14 protein-coding genes are annotated in these 18749 nt (G+C 66.0%); all 14 read left to right on the plus strand.

The window, feature by feature from the left end; genetic code table 11:
• The first annotated feature begins 189 nt into the window (after positions 1 to 189).
• The 14 genes from mnxG (at position 190) to C2H86_RS24085 (ending at position 18744) form a co-directional block, all read left to right on the plus strand.
• Positions 190 to 6045 carry a manganese-oxidizing multicopper oxidase MnxG gene (gene mnxG, locus C2H86_RS24020; protein WP_159410157.1) on the plus strand — a complete coding sequence of 1952 codons (5856 nt, stop codon included), beginning with the start codon at positions 190 to 192 and terminating at the stop codon, positions 6043 to 6045.
• 18 nt (positions 6046 to 6063) lie between these two features.
• Positions 6064 to 8052 carry a cytochrome D1 domain-containing protein gene (locus C2H86_RS24025; protein WP_159410158.1) on the plus strand — a complete coding sequence of 663 codons (1989 nt, stop codon included), beginning with the start codon at positions 6064 to 6066 and terminating at the stop codon, positions 8050 to 8052.
• Positions 8049 to 8705, plus strand: coding sequence for an SCO family protein (locus C2H86_RS24030; RefSeq protein ID WP_159410159.1), 657 nt, complete (start codon positions 8049 to 8051; stop codon positions 8703 to 8705). Before C2H86_RS24025 ends, C2H86_RS24030 begins: the two co-directional genes overlap by 4 nt.
• A 23-nt stretch (positions 8706 to 8728) precedes the next feature.
• On the plus strand, positions 8729 to 9364 hold the full coding sequence (locus C2H86_RS24035; RefSeq protein ID WP_430738604.1) for an SCO family protein: 636 nt from the start codon (positions 8729 to 8731) through the stop codon (positions 9362 to 9364).
• Positions 9365 to 9367: 3 nt separating this feature from the next.
• A complete protein-coding gene (locus tag C2H86_RS24040) occupies positions 9368 to 10885 on the plus strand; it encodes a cytochrome c/ABC transporter substrate-binding protein (protein WP_159410161.1) in 1518 nt (505 codons plus the stop codon).
• A gap of 11 nt (positions 10886 to 10896) precedes the next feature.
• Positions 10897 to 11538 (plus strand): SurA N-terminal domain-containing protein, encoded by a 642-nt coding sequence (locus C2H86_RS24045; protein ID WP_159410162.1) that lies wholly within the window; start codon positions 10897 to 10899, stop codon positions 11536 to 11538.
• Between the two features lie 237 nt (positions 11539 to 11775).
• Positions 11776 to 12309, plus strand: coding sequence for a response regulator (locus C2H86_RS24050; RefSeq protein WP_205524565.1), 534 nt, complete (start codon positions 11776 to 11778; stop codon positions 12307 to 12309).
• Positions 12310 to 12369: 60 nt separating this feature from the next.
• On the plus strand, positions 12370 to 14049 hold the full coding sequence (locus C2H86_RS24055) for a GspE/PulE family protein (RefSeq protein WP_159410164.1): 1680 nt from the start codon (positions 12370 to 12372) through the stop codon (positions 14047 to 14049).
• Complete coding sequence (locus C2H86_RS24060) at positions 14033 to 14812, plus strand: hypothetical protein (protein WP_159410165.1); 780 nt, start codon at positions 14033 to 14035, stop codon at positions 14810 to 14812. The genes C2H86_RS24055 and C2H86_RS24060 overlap by 17 nt, the downstream gene beginning before the upstream one ends.
• Before the next feature lies 1 nt (position 14813).
• Complete coding sequence (locus C2H86_RS24065) at positions 14814 to 15356, plus strand: PilN domain-containing protein (RefSeq protein WP_159410166.1); 543 nt, start codon at positions 14814 to 14816, stop codon at positions 15354 to 15356.
• Positions 15343 to 15906 (plus strand): type 4a pilus biogenesis protein PilO, encoded by a 564-nt coding sequence (pilO, locus tag C2H86_RS24070; protein WP_159410167.1) that lies wholly within the window; start codon positions 15343 to 15345, stop codon positions 15904 to 15906. Before C2H86_RS24065 ends, pilO begins: the two co-directional genes overlap by 14 nt.
• The gene (locus tag C2H86_RS24075) at positions 15906 to 16415 is read left to right on the plus strand and encodes a hypothetical protein (RefSeq protein ID WP_159410168.1); all 510 of its coding nucleotides are present in this window, start codon (positions 15906 to 15908) and stop codon (positions 16413 to 16415) included. Before pilO ends, C2H86_RS24075 begins: the two co-directional genes overlap by 1 nt.
• Entirely contained in the window at positions 16412 to 18274 is a 1863-nt protein-coding gene (locus tag C2H86_RS24080; RefSeq protein ID WP_159410169.1) for a secretin N-terminal domain-containing protein, read from the plus strand. Before C2H86_RS24075 ends, C2H86_RS24080 begins: the two co-directional genes overlap by 4 nt.
• The gene (locus C2H86_RS24085; protein WP_159410170.1) at positions 18271 to 18744 is read left to right on the plus strand and encodes a type II secretion system protein; all 474 of its coding nucleotides are present in this window, start codon (positions 18271 to 18273) and stop codon (positions 18742 to 18744) included. Before C2H86_RS24080 ends, C2H86_RS24085 begins: the two co-directional genes overlap by 4 nt.
• The last annotated feature ends 5 nt before the right edge of the window (positions 18745 to 18749 follow it).

The raw sequence follows: 18749 nt of genomic DNA on the forward strand, positions 1-18749 counted from the left end.
TAATCGCGCAGTCGTTCAATCCCCCGAAACGCCAATGCCTATCATCCCCCAATTCGGGGAATTCCCATGGGTAATCCTCCCCAATCGGTTCCGCTTCCATTTCTAACTAACTGAAATCAAACGCCATTCCCTTGTGGCACACACCTTGCTGACCTCTTCGCAGTGTTTCCTGTGTCCCGGAGGTGCAGCATGTCGACCCCGTCCAAAGGCCCCGTCCTGACATCATTCGTCCTGGCCCTGTTTGGCTGGGAAGCGCCCGCCGAGGCCGCCGTGCAGTGCCAGCGCACCTTGGTGGCCAATGTGGTGGCGCTGGACCAGCCACTGATGTTCAACCGCCTGGGCGCGCAAAACGCCAACGGCATGATGTTCGCCCTGCGCGAGGACGTGGTGGACGACCACCAGGTGCCGCTGAGCAAGGGCGGCGCGGCAGTGCCGGGCAAGGTCACCCTGCGCCCCGACAAGCGCCCGCGGCCGATCGTGCTCCGGGTGGCCGCCGGTGATTGCCTGACGGTCAACCTGACCAACCTCCTCGACTACAAGGCCAACCCCAACAAGCACGGGATCGACCACGAAGAGGAAGGCGAGGAGGGCGAGGAAGAGGGCCCGGAAACCGAAGTCGAGAACGAGGGCGGTGAAAACTTCGTTGCCGATGAACAGGTGACCGACCGCCACGTCGGCTTCCAGGTAAACGGCATGCAGGCCGTCAACAGCATCGGTGACATCGCCTCCAACACCGGCCGCAACGGCAATTTCCTGGTGGCCCCGGGCAACACCCGCAGCTACACCCTGTTTGCCGAGCGTGAAGGTGCGTTCGCGGCAACCAGCCAAGGCGCGACCTTCGGCGGCCAGGGTGGCGCCGGCAACGTGGCCAACGGCCTGTTCGGCCAGGTGGTGGTTGTCCCCAAAGGTGGGCGAACCTTCCGCAATACCCTCACTGAAGAAGAAATGCGCCTGGCAACCACCGGCCGCACGGCAACCGGCCAGCCGGTGATCGACTACCAGGCACGGTACCCGCAAAGCGAGCCGTGGCTGAGCGAAGGCAAGGCCGGCAAGCCGATCATTGCCATGGTCGACGGCAATGAAATCCTCAACAGCGAAACCGATGCCATCGTCATGGGCCCCAACCCCGACGGCAGTTTCCCCAAGACCACCTATCCGCTGGAGAGCATCGGCAAGCGCAACCCGGCACTGCCCAACCGCCTCGAGGCGTTCCGTGATTTCGCTTCGCAGTTCGCCGACGAAGTGGCCGCCACTCAGGCCTTCCCAGGTTACTGGGCCGACCCGGTGATGGGCCATGTGCTGGAGCCGACCCGCGATTCGTTCATGATCAACTACGGTTCGGGTGGCATGGGCGCAGAAGTGGTGGCCAACCGCCTGGGCGTCGGGCCGATGCATGACTGCCTGTCGTGCGCCTACGAGGAATTCTTCCTCAGCGCGCATACCGTGGGCGATATCGGCACCTTGGTCGATGTACCGGCCAACGTCGGCCTGGAACACATCCGCCCAGGTGAAGTGCCGCCGGCCAGCGCCACCGGGGTCAAGGCCAGCATGGCCCTGTACCCGGCAGAGCCGGCCAACGTGCACCACAGCTACATCGGCGATTTCACCAAGTTCCGCAACACCCACAACGGCCACGAGCAGCACATCTTCCACTTGCATGGCCACCAGTGGCTGTTCAACCCCAACGATGACAACTCTGACTACATCGATGCCCAGGGCATCGGGCCGGGCATTGGCTACACCTACGAAATCGCCAACGGCGGCTCGGGCAACCGCAACCGCGTGGCTGGCGATGCCATCTACCACTGCCACTTCTACCCGCACTTTGCCCAGGGCATGTGGGCCATGTGGCGGGTGCATGACGTGTTCGAGGAAGGCACCCGCCTGGAAGTCAGCGGGCTAGGCCAGAACGGCTACCACAGCACACCCTTCGCCCTGCGCAGTGGCAAGCCGGCAGTCGGCGCGCGGGCCTTGCCCGATGGCGAGATCGTTGCGGGTACGCCGATCCCGGCCATCGTCCCGTTGCCTGGCAAGGCCATGGCACCGATGCCAGGCAAGGTGGTGGTGATACCCAAGCTTGCCACCGAGCAAGTGGCCGCCAATGACGATGCGCCCGAAGTGGAGGGCGACGATGACCACGCCCACGAGCCTACCGTGCCCAAGGCAGTCGGCTCGCTGGCCCTGGTCGACCGTAGCGAGGCCAACCGCAACGCCGATGGCAGCTTGAAGAACCCCGGCTACCCGTTCTGGATCGGCGGCATGGAAAGCAGCGTCGGCAACCGCCCGCCAACTCCGCCACTGGACATGCTCGATCCGGCCCTGGCCAAGCAGTTGAAGGAAAGTGGCAAGGCCTTGTGGGCCAACCTCGATCCGAACCAGGTCGACGGCTGGGACGGTGGCCTCGGTCGCCACGCGCTGGATGGGGTTTCCGCCGGCGGTGAGGCGGTGACCACCACCACCAAGCTCGACTTTTCCAAGGTGGTGCACAAGGCCAAGCCGATCTACCTGCCGGAAGAGGGCACCGACGTCGAACAGGCCGCCATGCAGTTTCACGCCAAGGCCGAGCACCCAAGCTTTGCCCTGATCCCCGGCAGTCAGCCGGTCGCCAAGGCTTTTCGTACCAACGGCGCACTGCCGACCGCAGGCGCCCCCTTCTACGAACCTTGCATGGACGACCGCGGCAAGCGCCTGACCCAGTCCTCGGGCGTTGGCGAGTTCGTCAGCGGTGAAAGCCTCACCGGTATGAACTTCCGGGGCGCGTCCACCTTCACCGCTGACCGCCCGCGTATCTACAAAGGCGCCAACATCCAGTTCGACGCGGTGTACAACAAGGTTGGCTACCACTTCCCGCAGGCGCGCATCCTGGCGCTCTGGGAAGATGCCTGGCCGGTGATCACCAAGCAGCGCCCGCCTGAGCCGCTGGTGATGCGCATGAACACCTTCGACTGCACGATGTACACCCACACCAACCTGATCCCGTCGTACTACGAGATGGACGACTACCAGGTGCGCACGCCGACCGACGTGATCGGCCAGCACATCCACCTGCCGAAGTGGGACCTGACCGCCGCCGACGGCTCGGCCAACGGCTGGAACTACGAAGACGGCATCCTCTCGCCCGGCAGCGTGGTGGAGCGCGTGCATGCCATTCGCAGCTTCAATGGTTGCACCGAGGGCGATGCCCGCGACGGCACAGCCGCGTGCCCGTCCGCCAAGCAGCACCCGTACTTCGGCCGCTTCGGCCGGGCCGACTGGCTGGGCGCGCGCACCGCCATGCAACGCTGGTTCGCCGACCCGCTGGTCAACGTGCATAACGTCGACCGGGGCCTGGGCACCATCTTCACCCATGACCACCTTGGCCCATCGACTCACCAACAACTGGGGCTGTACGCCACCGTGCTCGCCGAGCCGGCCGGTTCCACCTGGTACCACGCCGAAACCGGCGAAAAGCTGTACAACCCCGGCACTCGCCAGGACGGCGGTCCGACTTCGTGGCAGGCAGTAATCCAGACCGGCGACCATGACGGCGACGGCAAGAATGACAGCTACCGCGAGTTCTTCCTGGAGTACAGCGACTTCCAGCATGCCTATGAAGCGGGCGTGTACGTCGGCGCCGGCCCGGATGGCGTGCCCAACGGCCAAGCCTATCCGGCCACCGCAGACAGCTTCCGCTACGCCATCAACCCGCCCGTGCGGCAGAAGGCTTCCAACCTGCTCGAATCGGTGGTCGAGTCGCGCGGGGGGCTGAGCCCGGGTTGCCCAAGCCGGCCATGCCCGCAGGCCATTTCAGTGGATGACCCCGGCATGTTCGTCGTCAACTACCGCAACGAGCCGCTGGCCCTGCGTGTATTCGACCCGAACAAGGTCGGCCCGGACGGCAAGCGCGGCATGCAGGCCGACGGCCTGGGCGGCGACCTGAGCTACGCCCTGCAGAGCCGCACCGACCGGGCGATCCCGGCGATGAACCTGGCGCCTTCGGCGATCACTTCGGCAGTCGGGCCAACCGGCGGCACCACGTTGTTCCCACCGAACATCAACAAGGCCGGTAGCGAGCCGGGCGACCCGTTCACGCCCATGCTGCGTACCTACTCCGGTGATAACGTGCGCCTGCGCCTGCACGCTGGTGGTCATGAAGAGGAGCACAACGTCACCCTGCACGGTGTGAAGTGGCTGCAGAACGGCTCCGGCTTTGGCAACAGCTCCAACTCGGGCTGGAAGGCCTCGCAGATGATCGGCATTTCCGAGCAGATGGGCTTCATGGCGCCGGTGTCGATGATCTCCAGCGCCGCAGCCACCAACGGTGATTACCTGTACAGCATGGATGCGGCCCTGGAAGGCTACTGGAACGGCATCTGGGGGGTAATGCGCAACTACACCGCGCAACGCGCCGACCTGTTCCCGCTGCCGAACAACCCGCAGCCGGTGGCCATGCGCAACACGGTCAACTTCGACGGCATCTGCCCGAAAACCACGGCCAACGCCAATGGCATCGGCACCCGCCCGACGGTCAAGCGCAGCTACGAGATCGTCGCCGCACTGGCCAACGACATCCTGGAAAACCGCAACGGCGTCAGCATCAACGACCCCGCCGGTATCGGTCAGCACGTCGGCGGCCCGCTCAAGGCCAATGGCGGCACCCTGGTGTTCAACAGCCGTACCACCAGCATCCCGCAGGTGACGGTGGTCGACGAGGAGGACGGCACCACCTTCACCGTCGGTGGCCACAGCGCGCCGTTGCATGACCCGACTGCCGTGCTGTACGTGCGCAAGGCCGACCTCGACCCGGCCACCGGCAAGCTCAAGGCCGGTGTCCCGGTGGAGCCGCTGGTGCTGCGCGCCAATGCCGGCGACTGCATCAGCATCACCCTGGAAAACCGCCTGCCGCAGGTGATGCCTGACTTGCCAAGCACAGCGGTGATGCAGAACGTGGTCAAGCGCGACCGCTTCGACAGCGAAGGTTCCACCGCCTTCAACAACAACCTGATGCGGCCGTCCAGCCATGTGGGCCTGCATGCGCAGCTGCTGGCCTACGACATCACCAAGTCGGACGGCGTCAACGTCGGTGCCAACCCAGTGCAGACCGTGCCGCCCCGGGCGGGTAACAGTGGCGCCTACCCGAGCCGGGTGTACCAGTACTACGCCGGCCACCTGGAGCGCGAAGGCAAACCGCTGCTGCAACTGGGCCGCACGGTGGACAACATCAACACCACGCCGATCGAATTCGGTGGCCTCAACCTGACCCCGGCGGATGTCATCAAGCAGCCGCAGAAGGGCCTGGTCGCCGGCATGAGTGTGCTGCCGCAGACCGCGACCTGGACCGAGGACAACGCCAGCCGCGCCCAGGCCACGGTGAAGGTCAGCGGCCAGCCCGACTACCGCGACCTGGTTACGGTGTGGCAGCGCTCGATGAACATGCGCTGGGCCGATGGCCGCCCGGTGGAGGGCATCGCCACCGAAGGCAACGGCGTGCCGGGCGATCCGAAGGACAACGGCAACATGGCGTTGAACTACAAGACCGAGCCGCTGTGGCTGCGCTTCGGCCTGGCACCGGACGCACCGTTCGGCCATGCCGACGGCTTCGGCTTCGCCGATGTGCCCAATGCCCATATGGCCTACAGCAACGCACTGGTCGGCGGCGACCCGCAAACCCCGGTGCTGTATGCCAAGCCTGGCCAGCCGGTGCGCAGTCATGTGCTGATGCCAAGCGGTGGCAGCCGTGGCATCACCTACCAGCTCGACGGTCACCTGTGGCCGCTGCACAACTACCAGGCCGAGAAGAACGACCTCGACGGTTACCCGATGAACCTGCCTGGCATCGGTTCGGTACGCTTCGGTTTCAACCCGATGGCCATGTACATCGGCGCCCAGGAAAGCGTACTGCCGGCGGCGCACTTCAGCTTCATGCTGCCCAGTGCCGGTGGCGCCAACGCAGTGCCAGGTGACTACCTGTTCCGCGACTATGCCGCCTACGGCAACCTCTCGGGACTGTGGGGCATCCTGCGGGTGACCAACGATGCGCCGCCGGCAACTGCGGCGAGCCAGTAAGGGTAGGGGAGCGCGAGCATGTACAAGAACAAGAATACTCGGCCCGCGGTACTGGGGGTGATGCTGGGTGCGGCGCTGATCGGCCTGGGCGTGGCGTATGAGAAACTCTGGTGCGACCCGCGCGAGCTGCTGCAGGAGCCTGCCGACCCGCAGGCCCTGCACCGGCTCAGCCGCGACGGTGTGACGGTGGAGTTCGAGGCGCGCCCTTTGGCCGGCGGCGATGTGCGTGAAGGGGCTTTCGCCAACATCCGTTTCAAGGTCACCGACCAGGCCAGCGGCCAGCCGCTGTCGGGCATGGCGCCGGGTGCCTGGATCGACCCGGCGCAGTCGGCACCGCTTGAAGGCGGCAACCGCGACCAGAGCTGCAAGGCCCGTGTTGCGCTGTTTCTCAAGAGCAGCATCGGCGCCCGCCCGCTGCTGGACCTGAACAGCTACTTCCTGCTGGTGCTGAACAAGGACGCCAGCCTGACCGTGATCGACCCGACGGTTTCGGTGGGCGGCGTCACCAGTACTCTGGCGCGTATCGAACTGCCGGGTCGGCCCATGGACTGGACGGCCACCGGCGATGACAAGCAGGTATTCGTGTCGATCCCCGAGCGTGGCCAGGTGGCAGTCATCGATACCGAGACCTTCACCCGTGTGGCGACCCTGGATGCCGGCGAATCACCGGTGCGCGTGGCCTTGCAGCCGGACCAGCACCGGCTGTGGGTCGGCAACAACAGCCGCGACCCGGCCAAAGGCGGGGTGACAGTGATCGACGTCCCGTCGCGCAGTACCCTGAAGTCGTTCGCCACCGGCTCCGGGCACCACGAAATCGCCTTCAGCGCCGACTCGCGTTACGCCTTTGTCAGCAACCGCGACGGCGGCACGCTGAGCATCATCGACATCCCTGAGATGCGCCTGGTAAAAACCGTGGAGGTCGGCCCGCACCCGCTGTCGGTGGCCTACTCGGCGCTGTCCCAGGCGGTCTACGTGGCCGATGGTGAAGAAGGCACGGTGCGGGTGATCGATGCCCGCAGCCATCAGCTGCGCCACATCGTCAAGGCCGAGCAGGGCCTCGGGCCGATGCGCTTCAGCAGCGATGGCCGCTGGGGCATCGTCCTCAACACCGTGGACAACCAGGCCCTGGTGATCGACGCCAGTACCGACCAGTTGATCCACCGCATCCCGGTGGCGGCCGAGCCTTACCAGCTGACCTTCACCAAAGGCTATGCCTACATCCGCGGCCTGGCCTCGCCCAAGGTCAGCATGATCAACCTGAGCAGCCTGGGCGAAGGGCGCCAGCCGATCGTCCAGGGTTTCGAAGCCGGCCCGGCGGCGCCGCGCAAGGCCGGTGACCTGCCACTGGCCCAAGGGTTGTCGGTGTCGCGGGACGACAATTCGGTGTTCGTGGTCAACCCGGTGGACAACACCACCTACTTCTACGCCGAGGGCATGAACGCCCCGATGTCCGGCTACAACAACCGTGGCCACCAGGCCCGCGCGACCCTGGTCATCGACCGCAGCCTGCGCGAACTGGCCCCCGGGGTGTATGGCTCGACGGTGAAAATGCCGGCGGCAGGCACCTTCGATGTGGCCTTTCTGCTCAACCAGCCGCAGATCATCCACTGCTTCAGCACCGAAGTGGCCGCCGCGCCGGAGGCGAGCAAGCGCCGGGGGGCGCATGCCGAGTTCATTGGCCTCGACCAGCCCATGCCGCAGCAGACGGCGTTCACCGCCAAGGTGCGCATCGTCGGCGACGACGGTCGGCCACGGGCAGGCCTGGACGACCTGACCCTGCGCTACTTCCTGGCGCCCTCGTCGCTGCCGCGCAACCTGCCGCTGGTCGAGGTGGGCGAGGGCGTGTACCAGGCGGCGCTGACCTTGCCTGAAGCCGGAGCCTGGTACCTGCATGTGCAGTCGCCATCGCTCGGGCGCAAGTTCGCCGAAGAAAACTACACCAGCCTGCGCGTGCTGCCCGCCGCTGCGGCTACTGCTTCCCAGACCGAAGTGAGGAATGTGCGATGAACGCCAAGCATTCTTTCCAGCTGCTTGCCCTGAGCCTGGCATTGGCCAGCAACCTGGCCCTGGCCCATGCCGGCCATGACCACGACGGCCACGCCGGGCAGCCGCCAGCGGCGCACCAGGAGAAGGCCAGCGTGCGCTTTGCCGATGTCTCGCTGCTCAACCAGAACGGCATGCCGGTCCGCCTGGAAAAGGACCTTGTAGGCGAGCACCTGGTGGTCATGGGCTTCATCTACACCAGCTGTACCACGGTGTGCCCGGTGGTGTCGTCGATCATGGGCAAGGTCCAGCAACAGCTGGGCGGGCGTGTCGGCGAGGAGGTCCAGCTGGTATCGATCAGTGTCGACCCGCAGCGTGACGACGCCAGGCGCCTGCAGAACTACGCCAAGGCCTTCCAGCACGGCCCGGGCTGGAGCTGGCTGACCGGCTCGCAGTACGCGATCACTGAAACCCTCAAGGGCCTCGGCAGCTTCAGTGCCGACCTCAGCCAGCATCCGCCGCTGATCCTGGTGGGTGACGGCCGTACTGGCCACTGGACCCGCTTCTACGGCTTTACCGACCCGGCCGTGCTGGTCGAGGAAATCAACCGCCTGAGTGCCCGTCGCGTGCACGCCAAGAGCACCGCCATCGCCGAACACAGTGAGGTGCAGCCATGAGCAGCGCAGCCCGCTACACCACCATGCGTAGCACCGACTGGCTAGCCCTGGTGGCCGTGCTGTGGATCCTCAGCTCGGTCGCGTTCGCCCACGAGGGCCATGCCCCCGAGGGCCCCAGCCCGCAACCGGCACCGCCGACCATGGCCAGCGGCGGCGGTACCCGCGATGCGCAGACCTGGTTCACCGACACCGTGCTCAAGGACCAGAACGGCCGCGAACTGCGCTTCTACAGCGATGTGCTCAAGGACAAGGTGGTGATGCTCAACGTGATCTTCACCCACTGCACCGACGCCTGCCCGCTGATTACGCGCAAGCTGCGTGACGTGCGCGATGCCATGGGGCCGGAGCTGGCCAGCCAGGTGACCTTCGTTTCGATCAGCAGCGACCCGCTCAACGACACCCCGGCAGCGCTCAAGGCCTTTGCCGAAAAGCAAGGCGTGGACAGCGCCAACTGGCTGTTCCTCACCGGCGACAAGGCCGATGTCGACCTGGTGCTGGGGCGCATTGGCCAGTTCCTGCCCAGCCCCGAGCAGCACTCGACCCAGCTGATCGCCGGCGACGTGGCCGGCAAGCGCTGGAGCAAGATCCGCCCGGATGCACCGCCCGCGGCCATCGCCCAGCGCATGCAGCTGCTGGCCCAACCGCTGGCCGGGCGTTGAGCCATGAAGCCCTGGGCAGTGCTGATGAGCCTGGCCCTCTGTGGCCAGGCGCTGGCGCTCGACCTTACCCCGAATGAACAGGCCGGCAAGCGCCTCTATCGGCAAGGGGTATCGAGCAGCGACGCACAGCTGATGGCCCGGGTCGGCGCCAGCGACATCAGCGTCCCCGCCAGCGTGCTGCCCTGCGCCAGCTGTCATGGCACAGACGGGCGCGGGCGCGCCGAAGGCGGGGTGCGCCCACCCAGCCTCGACTGGCAGCGCCTGGCACTGGGGCAGGGTGAGCGGCAAAGCAACGCTCGCAGCTACCCGCCCTACAACGACGGCACACTGGCCCGCGCGATCCAGCACGGCGTCGATCCGGCGGGTCAGCGGCTGGACCCCGCCATGCCGCGCTTCGAACTGACCCTGGCTGACCAGCGCAACCTCACGGCTTATCTCAAGCGCCTCAGCGAGGAACGCGACCCCGGCGTGGAAGAAGGCGTACTGCGCCTGGGCACCTTGCTGCCCGCCAATGGCCCGTTGGCAGATGCCGGGCATGTCGTGCGTGCCGTACTGGAGGACGGTGTGGCGCAGATCAACCAGCAGGGCGGCATTCATGGGCGGCGCCTGGAACTGGTGGTGGCCGATACCGGTACCGACCAGGTCAGTGCCGAACTCGCCTTGCAACGCTTGCTCGACCAGCAGCAGGTCTTCACCCTGATCGCGCCGCTGGCGCCCCTGCTCGATCAGCAACTGCCGGCACTGCTCGAACAACGGGGTGTGCCGTTGATCGGCAACACGCCACGCAGCGGTGGCAGTTCACAGATTTTCGACCCCATGCCGGGTATTGCCAGCCAATTGCTGAGCCTGGCCGAACACGCCAGGAGCAGCCTGGGCCTGGCGCCCGATGGCTTGCGCGTGGTGTACGCCGGCAACGAGCAGGCGGCTTTGGCCGAACAGGTGCGCGAACGTCTGCGCCAGCAAGGCTGGGCACCGCCAGCGATCCAGGCTTTTGACGGCCAGGCCGTGGAAGGGCCGGGTATCGTCTTCGTCGGCCGCGCCCAGGCCTTTGCCGCGCTGGCCCAGGCGCTGCAGGCCGAAGGCCGTGAGCCTTACCTGTTCGCTGCCTCCAGCCAGGTGGCGGCAGCCGTGGCCGGCTTGCCAGCGCAGTGGTCGCAACGGCTGTTCCTGGCCTATCCGTTCGTGCCGGATGACTGGAGCGAGCAGGGCATGGCGAGCCTGGCCGGGCTGCAACAACGCCAAGGCCTCGACCCACGCCAGGCGTCGCTGCAGGTCAACACCTTGTGTGCCCTGAAGTTGTTGTCCGAAGCCTTGAAGCAGATTGGCCGCGATGCCAGCCGCGAACAACTGGTGGCTGCCCTGGAGGGCCTGCACGATGTCGACACCGGCCTGACCCCGGCGCTGGGCTTCGGCCCCGGCAGGCGCCAGGGCATGGCCGGTGCCCATGTGGTCGCGGTGGCGCTGCCCGGGCCGCGCTTTACCGCCGTTGCCCCGTACCGGCCGCTGCCGGACAGCCCTTGAGTGGAGGTGCCATGCGGATCCTGTTGCTGTGCCTGTTGCTGGTGATCGCCAAGGCGAGCTGGGCCGACGTGCCCGCTGCGCGGGTCAACGGCGTGACGATTGATGTGATGCGCCTGGAGCGTTATTTCACCGAGTACCTGCAAGCCCAGGGCAGGGCACTGACCAGCATCCGCAACCCGACGCTGTACAAGCGCCTGCGCGACCAGGCCCTGGACGAACTGATCGACAAGGAGCTGCTCTGGCAGGAGGCTCAACGATCTGGGATTCACATCAGTGATGAACAGGTATCAGCGCAAGTTGGCGAAGTCGAAGCCACCTTCGGCAGCCCGGCACTGTTCGAAAGGCGCCTGGCAGATGCAGGTTTCGATCGGGCAGAGTACGCTGATTACACGCGCCATGAACTGGCCGCGCAACAGGTGTACGCCCAGCTCAGCGCGGTAGACGAGCCCAGCCAGGCCGACGTCGAGGCGTTCTACCAGGCCAACCGGCAAATCCTGCAAGGAGCGCAGAACCAAAGTGATAACTCCTCGGTCATATCCGAACAGGGCCTGCAGTTGGCCAGGGCCTCGCTCATCGGCCAGTTGCAGGCGCAGGCGCGCGATTCCGTGCGCCAACGTTTGCGCCAGTCCGCTACAGTGGAGATCGCTCACTGAGGCCCTCGAATGGATTTCCCCAATGCTGGGGAATAGCGGTTTGGCAAAGTGCCATCACTTCCCCCGGATGTGGGGAACCGGGCCTACGCCTGTGTTGCAGGGTTTGGCACAGCCTTGCAGGATCAATGACTTACAGTGGTGCGAAATGACTATTCACGCCTGGCACGAAGCCTGCTCAAGCCTTGTCGAGGCCGCACTTCGCAAACCGGGTAACCGGGCAGTATTTGGGAGTCGACCTTGGTGAACAGAGTATTGGTAGTCGATGACGAACAGACCCTTGCGCAGAACCTGCAAGCGTACCTGCAGGCACAAGGCCTGGAAGTTCACGTCGCCCACGACGGTGCCAGTGGTATCGAGCAGGCTCAAGGCCTGGCACCGGAAGTGATTGTGCTGGATTACCGCTTGCCCGACATGGAGGGGTTTCAGGTCCTGGAGACCGTGCGCAAGAACAGGCAGTGCCATTTCGTGCTGATCACCGCCCACCCGACTGTCGAAGTCCGTGAGCGTGCCGCCGAACTTGGTGTGAGTCATGTCCTGTTCAAGCCGTTCCCATTGGCGGAACTGGCCCGCGCGATCTTCGACCTGATGGGCATCGAGCGCCAGCGCAGGGCCACTGACAATCCAGCCGAGGGGTTTGTCGAACGACGCCAGAACAGGAACGAATCGTTCCCCTTGCAGTTGTACGATGGCAGCTGGGTGTTGGCCGATCGCCGCCGTAATGGCGCCAAGCCCCCAGGCCCTGACGACGAACAACTGCTCACCGGGGAATAGCGGCGCCCGCTGCCCTGGCCAAGCCAGCCTGCGACGCGCCCCTGAGCGGAGTCGCAGGCCATGTCAGACGTACTCGAAGCACTTGCCAGGCACAGCGCCTTCCCCCGCGAACTCCTGGCCCAGGCCCGCCTGCAGGCGGGCGACGAGCGTCTGCTCAACTGCCTGGAACGGCTGGCCAACGAAACCCCTGACCGCTTCATCTGCCGCCTTGGCCTGACCCTGCATTACCCGGTGCTGGAAACCCAGGCCCTGCTGGCCAGCAGCCCACGCTTCGACAAGGTCAGCTTGGCCCAGTGCCTGAAGCGCGAGTTCGTGCTGATCGAGCAGGAGGGCGAGCTGATCGGCGTGTTCGCCGACCCCTTCGACCACGCTCGCCTGGCCTGGATCGACGACAACCTGCCGGGCGCGCCGCTGTACCTGGCCCACGCGGCCGACCTGGCCACGTTCCTGGCCCGCCACGAAGAAAGCTTCCACGCCGTCGACGCCCTCGACCATGACGCCGAGGCCAGCGGTGAGATCGACCCGCTGCAACGCCTGTCGCTGACCAGCATCAGCGAAGACCAGAGCAAGGTGGTCAAGCTGGTCAACTCGACCCTCTACGACGCCCTCAAGCAGCACGCCAGCGATATCCACCTGGGCATGACCGGCCAAGGTCTGGTCATCAAGTACCGCATCGACGGCGTGCTCAATGGCGCCGGCAAGGCCAGCGGCAGTGCCTTCGCCGATCAGGTGATCTCGCGCATCAAGGTCATGGCCGAGCTGGACATCGGCGAAAAGCGCGTGCCTCAGGATGGCCGCTTCAAGGTCGCCATCGGCGAGCGGCAGATCGACTTCCGGGTGTCGATCATGCCGAGCATCTTCGGCGAGGACGCGGTGTTGCGGGTGCTCGACAAGCAGGACCTGTCCGACCGCGTCAGCGGCGTGCAGCTGCAGGCCCTCGGGTTTGCCGACGAAACCTTGCGCGCCCTGCGCCGGCTGGCTGCCGAGCCCTACGGCATGATCCTGGTCACCGGCCCCACCGGCAGCGGCAAGACCACCACCCTGTACGCGATGATCAGCGAGATCAACCATGGCGTGGACAAGATCATCACCATCGAAGACCCGGTCGAATACCAGCTGCCCGGCGTGTTGCAAATTCCGGTCAACGAGAAGAAGGGCCTGACCTTCGCCCGCGGCCTGCGCTCGATCCTGCGCCACGACCCGGACAAGATCCTGGTCGGCGAGATCCGCGACCCAGACACCGCACAGATTGCCGTGCAATCGGCGCTGACCGGTCACCTGGTGTTCACTACCATCCACGCCAACAACGTATTCGATGTGATCGGCCGCTTCAGCCAGATGCAGGTCGACCCCTACAGCTTCGTCTCGGCCCTCAACGCTGTGCTGGCCCAGCGCCTGATCCGCCTGGCCTGCCCGCACTGCTGCACGCCGTGCGAGGCCGACGACGAAACCCTGACCGCCTCGGGCCTGACCCGCGAAGCGGTAGCCGGTTGGAAGTTCGTCCGCGCCCAGGGCTGCGGCCAATGCCGTGGCAGCGGCTATCGCGGGCGCAGCGCGATTGCCGAGCTGCTGCACCTGGACGATGACCTGCGGCAGATGATCGTCGAACGCCGCCCCCTCTCGCAGATCAAGCAGCTGGCCTGCCAGCGCGGCCTGCGCCTGCTGCGTGCCTCGGCCCTGGACCTGGTCCGTGATGGCCGCACCACTCTCGAGGAGATCAACCGTGTCACATTCATCTGATCGTTTCTGTGCCGTACTCGGCGCTGAAGGTGTCGGCCTGGGTCGCTGGCACGCCAATCAAACTCAGTGGTTGGGCAGCCGCGAATTCGCCTGCGATGCCGCGCAGCCGGCTTGGGAAGCTGCATTGCAAGCATTGAGTGGCCTGCTCGCCGAACACGCCGTCAAGGGCGCCCAGCTGCGCGTGCTGCTGTCGGCCCGCTACAGCCGCTTCTGCCTGGTGCCGTGGAGCGATGCCATCGGCCAGCCACGCGAGCTGGATGCCTACGCCCGGGCCTGCTTCGAAAACCTCTACGGCCAATCGCTGGACGACTGGCGCATCGTCCTCTCGCCCGAGCCAGCCGGTGCCGCACGCATCGCCACCGCACTGCCCGAAGCCCTGTTGCAAGGCCTGCAGAGCCTCGGCCGGGAAAGCCGCCTGAACCTGCGTTCGGTGCAGCCTTACCTGATGGCCGCCTACAACCGCTGCTCGGCGCAACTGGAGCAGGGCGACTTCCTGTTCGTGCTCGCCGAACCGCGCCGCAGCGTGCTGCTGCTGGCCGCCGGCGGTGCCTGGCAACAGGTGCTGGCCCAGGGCTGCGCCGACAGCGACCAGGCCCTGCAGGCGCTGATCGAACGTACCTGTGAGCTGTACGGCGAGCAGCTGCCGCGGGTCTACCTGCATGCCCCGGGGCGCGGCGACGTGCCGCAACTGGCAGCAGTGCAGCTGTGCCAGCCCGCCGGCGACAGCGACCCGCTGTGCGCCATGTGGCGGGCGGTGGCCTGACATGCGCCGCCTCGACCTGGAATTCCAGCCCCGTCGCAGCGGCCCGTTGGCCTGGTCGCTGCTGGCCCTGGGCACCGTCGCCGTCGCCGGGCTGGTGCTGCTGCAACAGCAGCTGCAGGTCGAGCAGGCAGACCTGGAAACCCGCCTGCACAGCCTGGAACTGCAACTCGGCCGCCGCCCGGCCCCGGTCGCCCCGCAGAACAGCGCCGCCAGCCGCGAACAGGCCGACCGCCTGGCCCAGATGCGCAGTGTCTCGCAGCAACTGCAACGGCCCTGGCAACAGCTGTTCGCCATGCTCGAAGCGCAGCCGCAAGAGGACGTGGCACTGCTGACCCTGACCCCGGATGCGCGCAAGGGCCAGGTGCGCATCACCGCCGAGGCACGCAACCTGGAAGCGATGCTGCAGTACCACCAGCGCCTGGAGCAAAGCGACGAGCTCAGCGATGTCTCGCTGCTCAACCACGAAGTGGTGGCCGGGCAGCCTGAGCACCCGGTGCGCTTCAACCTTACCGCCACCTGGGAGATTGGCCATGCGCGTCCCTGATGCTGTGAATAGCCTCATTCTCCAGGAGCAACTGCGCCGCATCGGCCCGGTCGGCCTGGGCGCCGCCGCCGTCGCCGTGCTCGCCGTCGCTGTCGCCATGGTTGGCGTAGTCCCCGAGTGGCAGGCCGTGCGCGAACTGCGTGCCAGTGAAGCGGATGCCAGCGTGCAGGTCGAACGGGTCAAGCGTGGCGAGCTGAAGATCGCCGTCAAACCCGAGCAGCAGGCGCTGGACACCCTGCGCCAGCAACTGCCCGGGCAGCCTGAAGCGAGCGAGCTGATCGAGCGCCTCTACCACCTGGCTAGTGCCGAGCACATCAGCCTGGCGCGTGGCGAGTACGCCCTGGGCGTCGATCCGAAGACCCAGCTGTCGCGCTACCAGATCATCCTTCCAGTACGCGGCAGCTACCCGCAGATCCGCGGCTTCCTGCGCGGCCTGATCGGCCAGCTGCCGACCCTGGTGCTGGAAGACCTCGAACTCAAACGCAAAAGCATCGGCGACACCGAACTCAACGGCCGGGTGCGCCTGACCCTCTACCTGTCGAGGTCGTGATGAACACACAACGCGCAGTGATGTGGGTCGGGTTCCTCGGGGTGTCGGCAGCGCTGGCCTGGGCGCCGGGGCACTGGTTCAGCCAGGAAGACAGCGTCGCCCCCTTCGCGGGCAAGCCCGCTCCCACAGGTCTTGTGAGTAACGCCGTCCCTGTGGGAGCGGGCTTGCCCGCGAAAGGGCCGGAACAGGCCTCCAAAGATCTGTTCCCCGCCCAGCAATGGACCAAGCCACAAACCCTGGCCACCGTCACCGAACAACCCGTAGCCGCCACACCCGTGGTAGCCGCAGCCCCCACCGCCCCGGCGCTGCCGTTCCAGTTCGTCGGCCGCATGGGCGACCGCGACGACCTGCAGATCTTCCTGCAGAGCGGGGAAAAGCTGTACGTCGTGCGCAAGGGCGACGTGATCGACAGCACCTATCGCCTCGACAGAGTCTCGGCCAACGAGCTGGACCTGGTTTATCTGCCTTTGCATCAGTCACAGACCTTGTCTGTAGGGAGCGCACCATGAAGTCGTCGAAACTGTGCAAGCCTGCTCCGTTCATGCTCCTGGCGCTGTGCGTGGCCATCGCCGGCTGCGGCTCCAGCGGGGTGCGCAAGGACAGCGCCGAGCTGATGAAGGAAGGCCAGTACGAAGCCGGTATCGCCCGCCTGGAAGAGGCCCTGCGCGACAGCCCGCGTGACACCGAGCTGAACATCGCCCTGGCCCATGGCCGCCAGGCAGCGGTGGAAGCGCTGATCAGCCAGGCCGATGCCGACCGCATCCGCCATGACTTCGCCAGTGCGCGGATGGGCTACGGCCGGGTGCTGACCATCGAGCCGAACAATCGCCGCGCCCAGGAAGGCATCCGCCAACTGGAGCTGATTCGCACCCTCGACGAACGTGTGGCCCTGGGCCAGGCGGCGTTGCGCCAGGGCGACCTGTTCGGCGCCGAGCGCTACATGCGCGAAGTGCTGCGCCTGGACCCGCAGAACCAGAAGGGCATCGCCCTGCGCACCGACATCGAGAACGTCCAGGCGCGCACCGCGCAGCCGTTCCCGCAGCTGCGCAGCAAGCTGGAGCGCCCGGTGACCCTGGAGTTCCGCGATGCGGGCCTGAAGACCATCTTCGAGGTGCTGTCGCAGGTTGCCGGTATCAACTTCATCTTCGACAAGGACCTGCGCCCGGACATGAAGGCCACCATCTTCGTGCGCGATGTGCGCATCGAAGATGCCGTGGCGCTGCTGCTGGAGCAGAACCAGCTGCGCCAGAAGATCGTCAACGACAACACCTTGCTGATCTACCCCGATTCGCCGCAGAAGACCAAGGACTACCAGGAACTGGTCATGCGCACCTTCTACCTGACCAGCATCGACGCCAACACCGCGCTGAACATGGTCAAGACCATGCTCAAGACCCGTGATGTGTTCGTCGACGAACGCCTCAACACCCTGACCATGCGCGATACCCCCGACGCCGTGCGCATGGCCGAGAAGCTGCTGCAGTCGCAGGACCAGTCCAACCCCGAAGTGGTGCTGGAAGTGGAAGTGATGGAAGTGGCCACTTCGCGCATCCTCGACCTTGGCCTGCAATGGCCAAACACCTTCGGCGTGCTCAACAACGACGGCAACCCGGTCAGCGTGCTCGACCAGCTGCGTGGCATCAACTCCAGCCGCATCAGCATCGCGCCAGCGCCGCAGGCCAAGATCAACGCCCAGGACAAGGACATCAACACCCTGGCCAGCCCGGTGATCCGCGTCAGCAACCGTGAGCAGGCGCGCATCCACATCGGCCAACGGGTACCGATCATCAGCGCCACCTCGGTGCCGTCCACCCAGGGCCCGGTGATCACCGAAAGCGTCACCTACCTGGACGTCGGCCTGAAGCTCGAAGTGCAGCCCACCGTGCACCTGAACAACGAAGTGGCGATCAAGGTGGCGCTGGAAGTCAGTAACGCCACCCCACTGGAAGCCACCCGCCAGGGCACCATCCCGGTGCAGGTCGATACCCGCAACGCGCAGACCAGCCTGCGCCTGCACGATGGCGAAACCCAGGTGCTGGCCGGCCTGGTGCGCAACGACCACAACGCCGCCGGTAACAAGATCCCCGGCCTTGGCGACATCCCTGGCCTGGGGCGGCTGTTCGGCAGCAACAAGGACGACATGAGCAAGTCCGAGCTGGTGCTGGCGATCACCCCGCGCATCGTGCGCAACCTGCCGTACCAGAGCCCGTCGGACATGGAATTCGGCACCGGCACCGAGTCGAGCATGCAGGTGCGCCAGGCGATGCCGCTGCCACCGCGTGACGTGCCGGGCGATAGCCATGACAGCGCCCCGGTAGTGCAAAGCCAGGTGGCTACTGTTCCGGTCACCGTGAGCCCACGGCCATGAAACGCCGCCAGCAGGGTTTCAGCCTGATCGAAGTGGTGCTGACCCTGGCCCTGCTCGGGATGCTCGCGACCATGGCCGCACCCCTGACCGAAACGGTGGTGCGCCGTGGCAAGGAGCAGCAGCTGCGCGAGGCGCTGTACCAGATCCGCGACGCCATCGACGCCTACAAGCGCGCCTTCGACGCCGGGTTCATCGAAAAGCGCCTGGATGCCAGCGGCTACCCGCCAAACCTGCAGGTGCTGGTCGAAGGCGTGCGCGATGTGCGCAGCGCCAAGGGTGCCAAGTTCTACTTCCTGCGGCGCATCCCGCACGACCCGCTGGTGGCGGCCAAGAACCAGGACGAAGGCGGTTGGGGCTTGCGCGCATACGCCAGCAGCCCAGACAACCCACGCGAAGGCGAAGATGTCTTCGACGTGTATTCCAAGGCCCGTGGCAAGGGCCTCAACAACATCCCCTACGGGCAATGGTGACGGCC

It is taken from the genome of Pseudomonas putida, from assembly GCF_009883635.2.
Lineage (GTDB): Bacteria > Pseudomonadota > Gammaproteobacteria > Pseudomonadales > Pseudomonadaceae > Aquipseudomonas > Aquipseudomonas putida_W.

Excerpts from the sequence above, each read along its gene's own strand:
- mnxG (WP_159410157.1), top strand. The coding sequence starts at position 190 with ATGTCGACCCCGTCCAAAGGCCCCGTCCTGACATCATTCGTCCTGGCC.
- C2H86_RS24025 (WP_159410158.1), top strand. The coding sequence starts at position 6,064 with ATGTACAAGAACAAGAATACTCGGCCCGCGGTACTGGGGGTGATGCTG.
- C2H86_RS24030 (WP_159410159.1), top strand. The coding sequence starts at position 8,049 with ATGAACGCCAAGCATTCTTTCCAGCTGCTTGCCCTGAGCCTGGCATTG.
- C2H86_RS24035 (WP_430738604.1), top strand. The coding sequence starts at position 8,729 with ATGCGTAGCACCGACTGGCTAGCCCTGGTGGCCGTGCTGTGGATCCTC.
- C2H86_RS24040 (WP_159410161.1), top strand. The coding sequence starts at position 9,368 with ATGAAGCCCTGGGCAGTGCTGATGAGCCTGGCCCTCTGTGGCCAGGCG.
- C2H86_RS24045 (WP_159410162.1), top strand. The coding sequence starts at position 10,897 with ATGCGGATCCTGTTGCTGTGCCTGTTGCTGGTGATCGCCAAGGCGAGC.
- C2H86_RS24055 (WP_159410164.1), top strand. The coding sequence starts at position 12,370 with ATGTCAGACGTACTCGAAGCACTTGCCAGGCACAGCGCCTTCCCCCGC.
- C2H86_RS24065 (WP_159410166.1), top strand. The coding sequence starts at position 14,814 with ATGCGCCGCCTCGACCTGGAATTCCAGCCCCGTCGCAGCGGCCCGTTG.
- pilO (WP_159410167.1), top strand. The coding sequence starts at position 15,343 with ATGCGCGTCCCTGATGCTGTGAATAGCCTCATTCTCCAGGAGCAACTG.
- C2H86_RS24075 (WP_159410168.1), top strand. The coding sequence starts at position 15,906 with ATGAACACACAACGCGCAGTGATGTGGGTCGGGTTCCTCGGGGTGTCG.
- C2H86_RS24080 (WP_159410169.1), top strand. The coding sequence starts at position 16,412 with ATGAAGTCGTCGAAACTGTGCAAGCCTGCTCCGTTCATGCTCCTGGCG.
- C2H86_RS24085 (WP_159410170.1), top strand. The coding sequence starts at position 18,271 with ATGAAACGCCGCCAGCAGGGTTTCAGCCTGATCGAAGTGGTGCTGACC.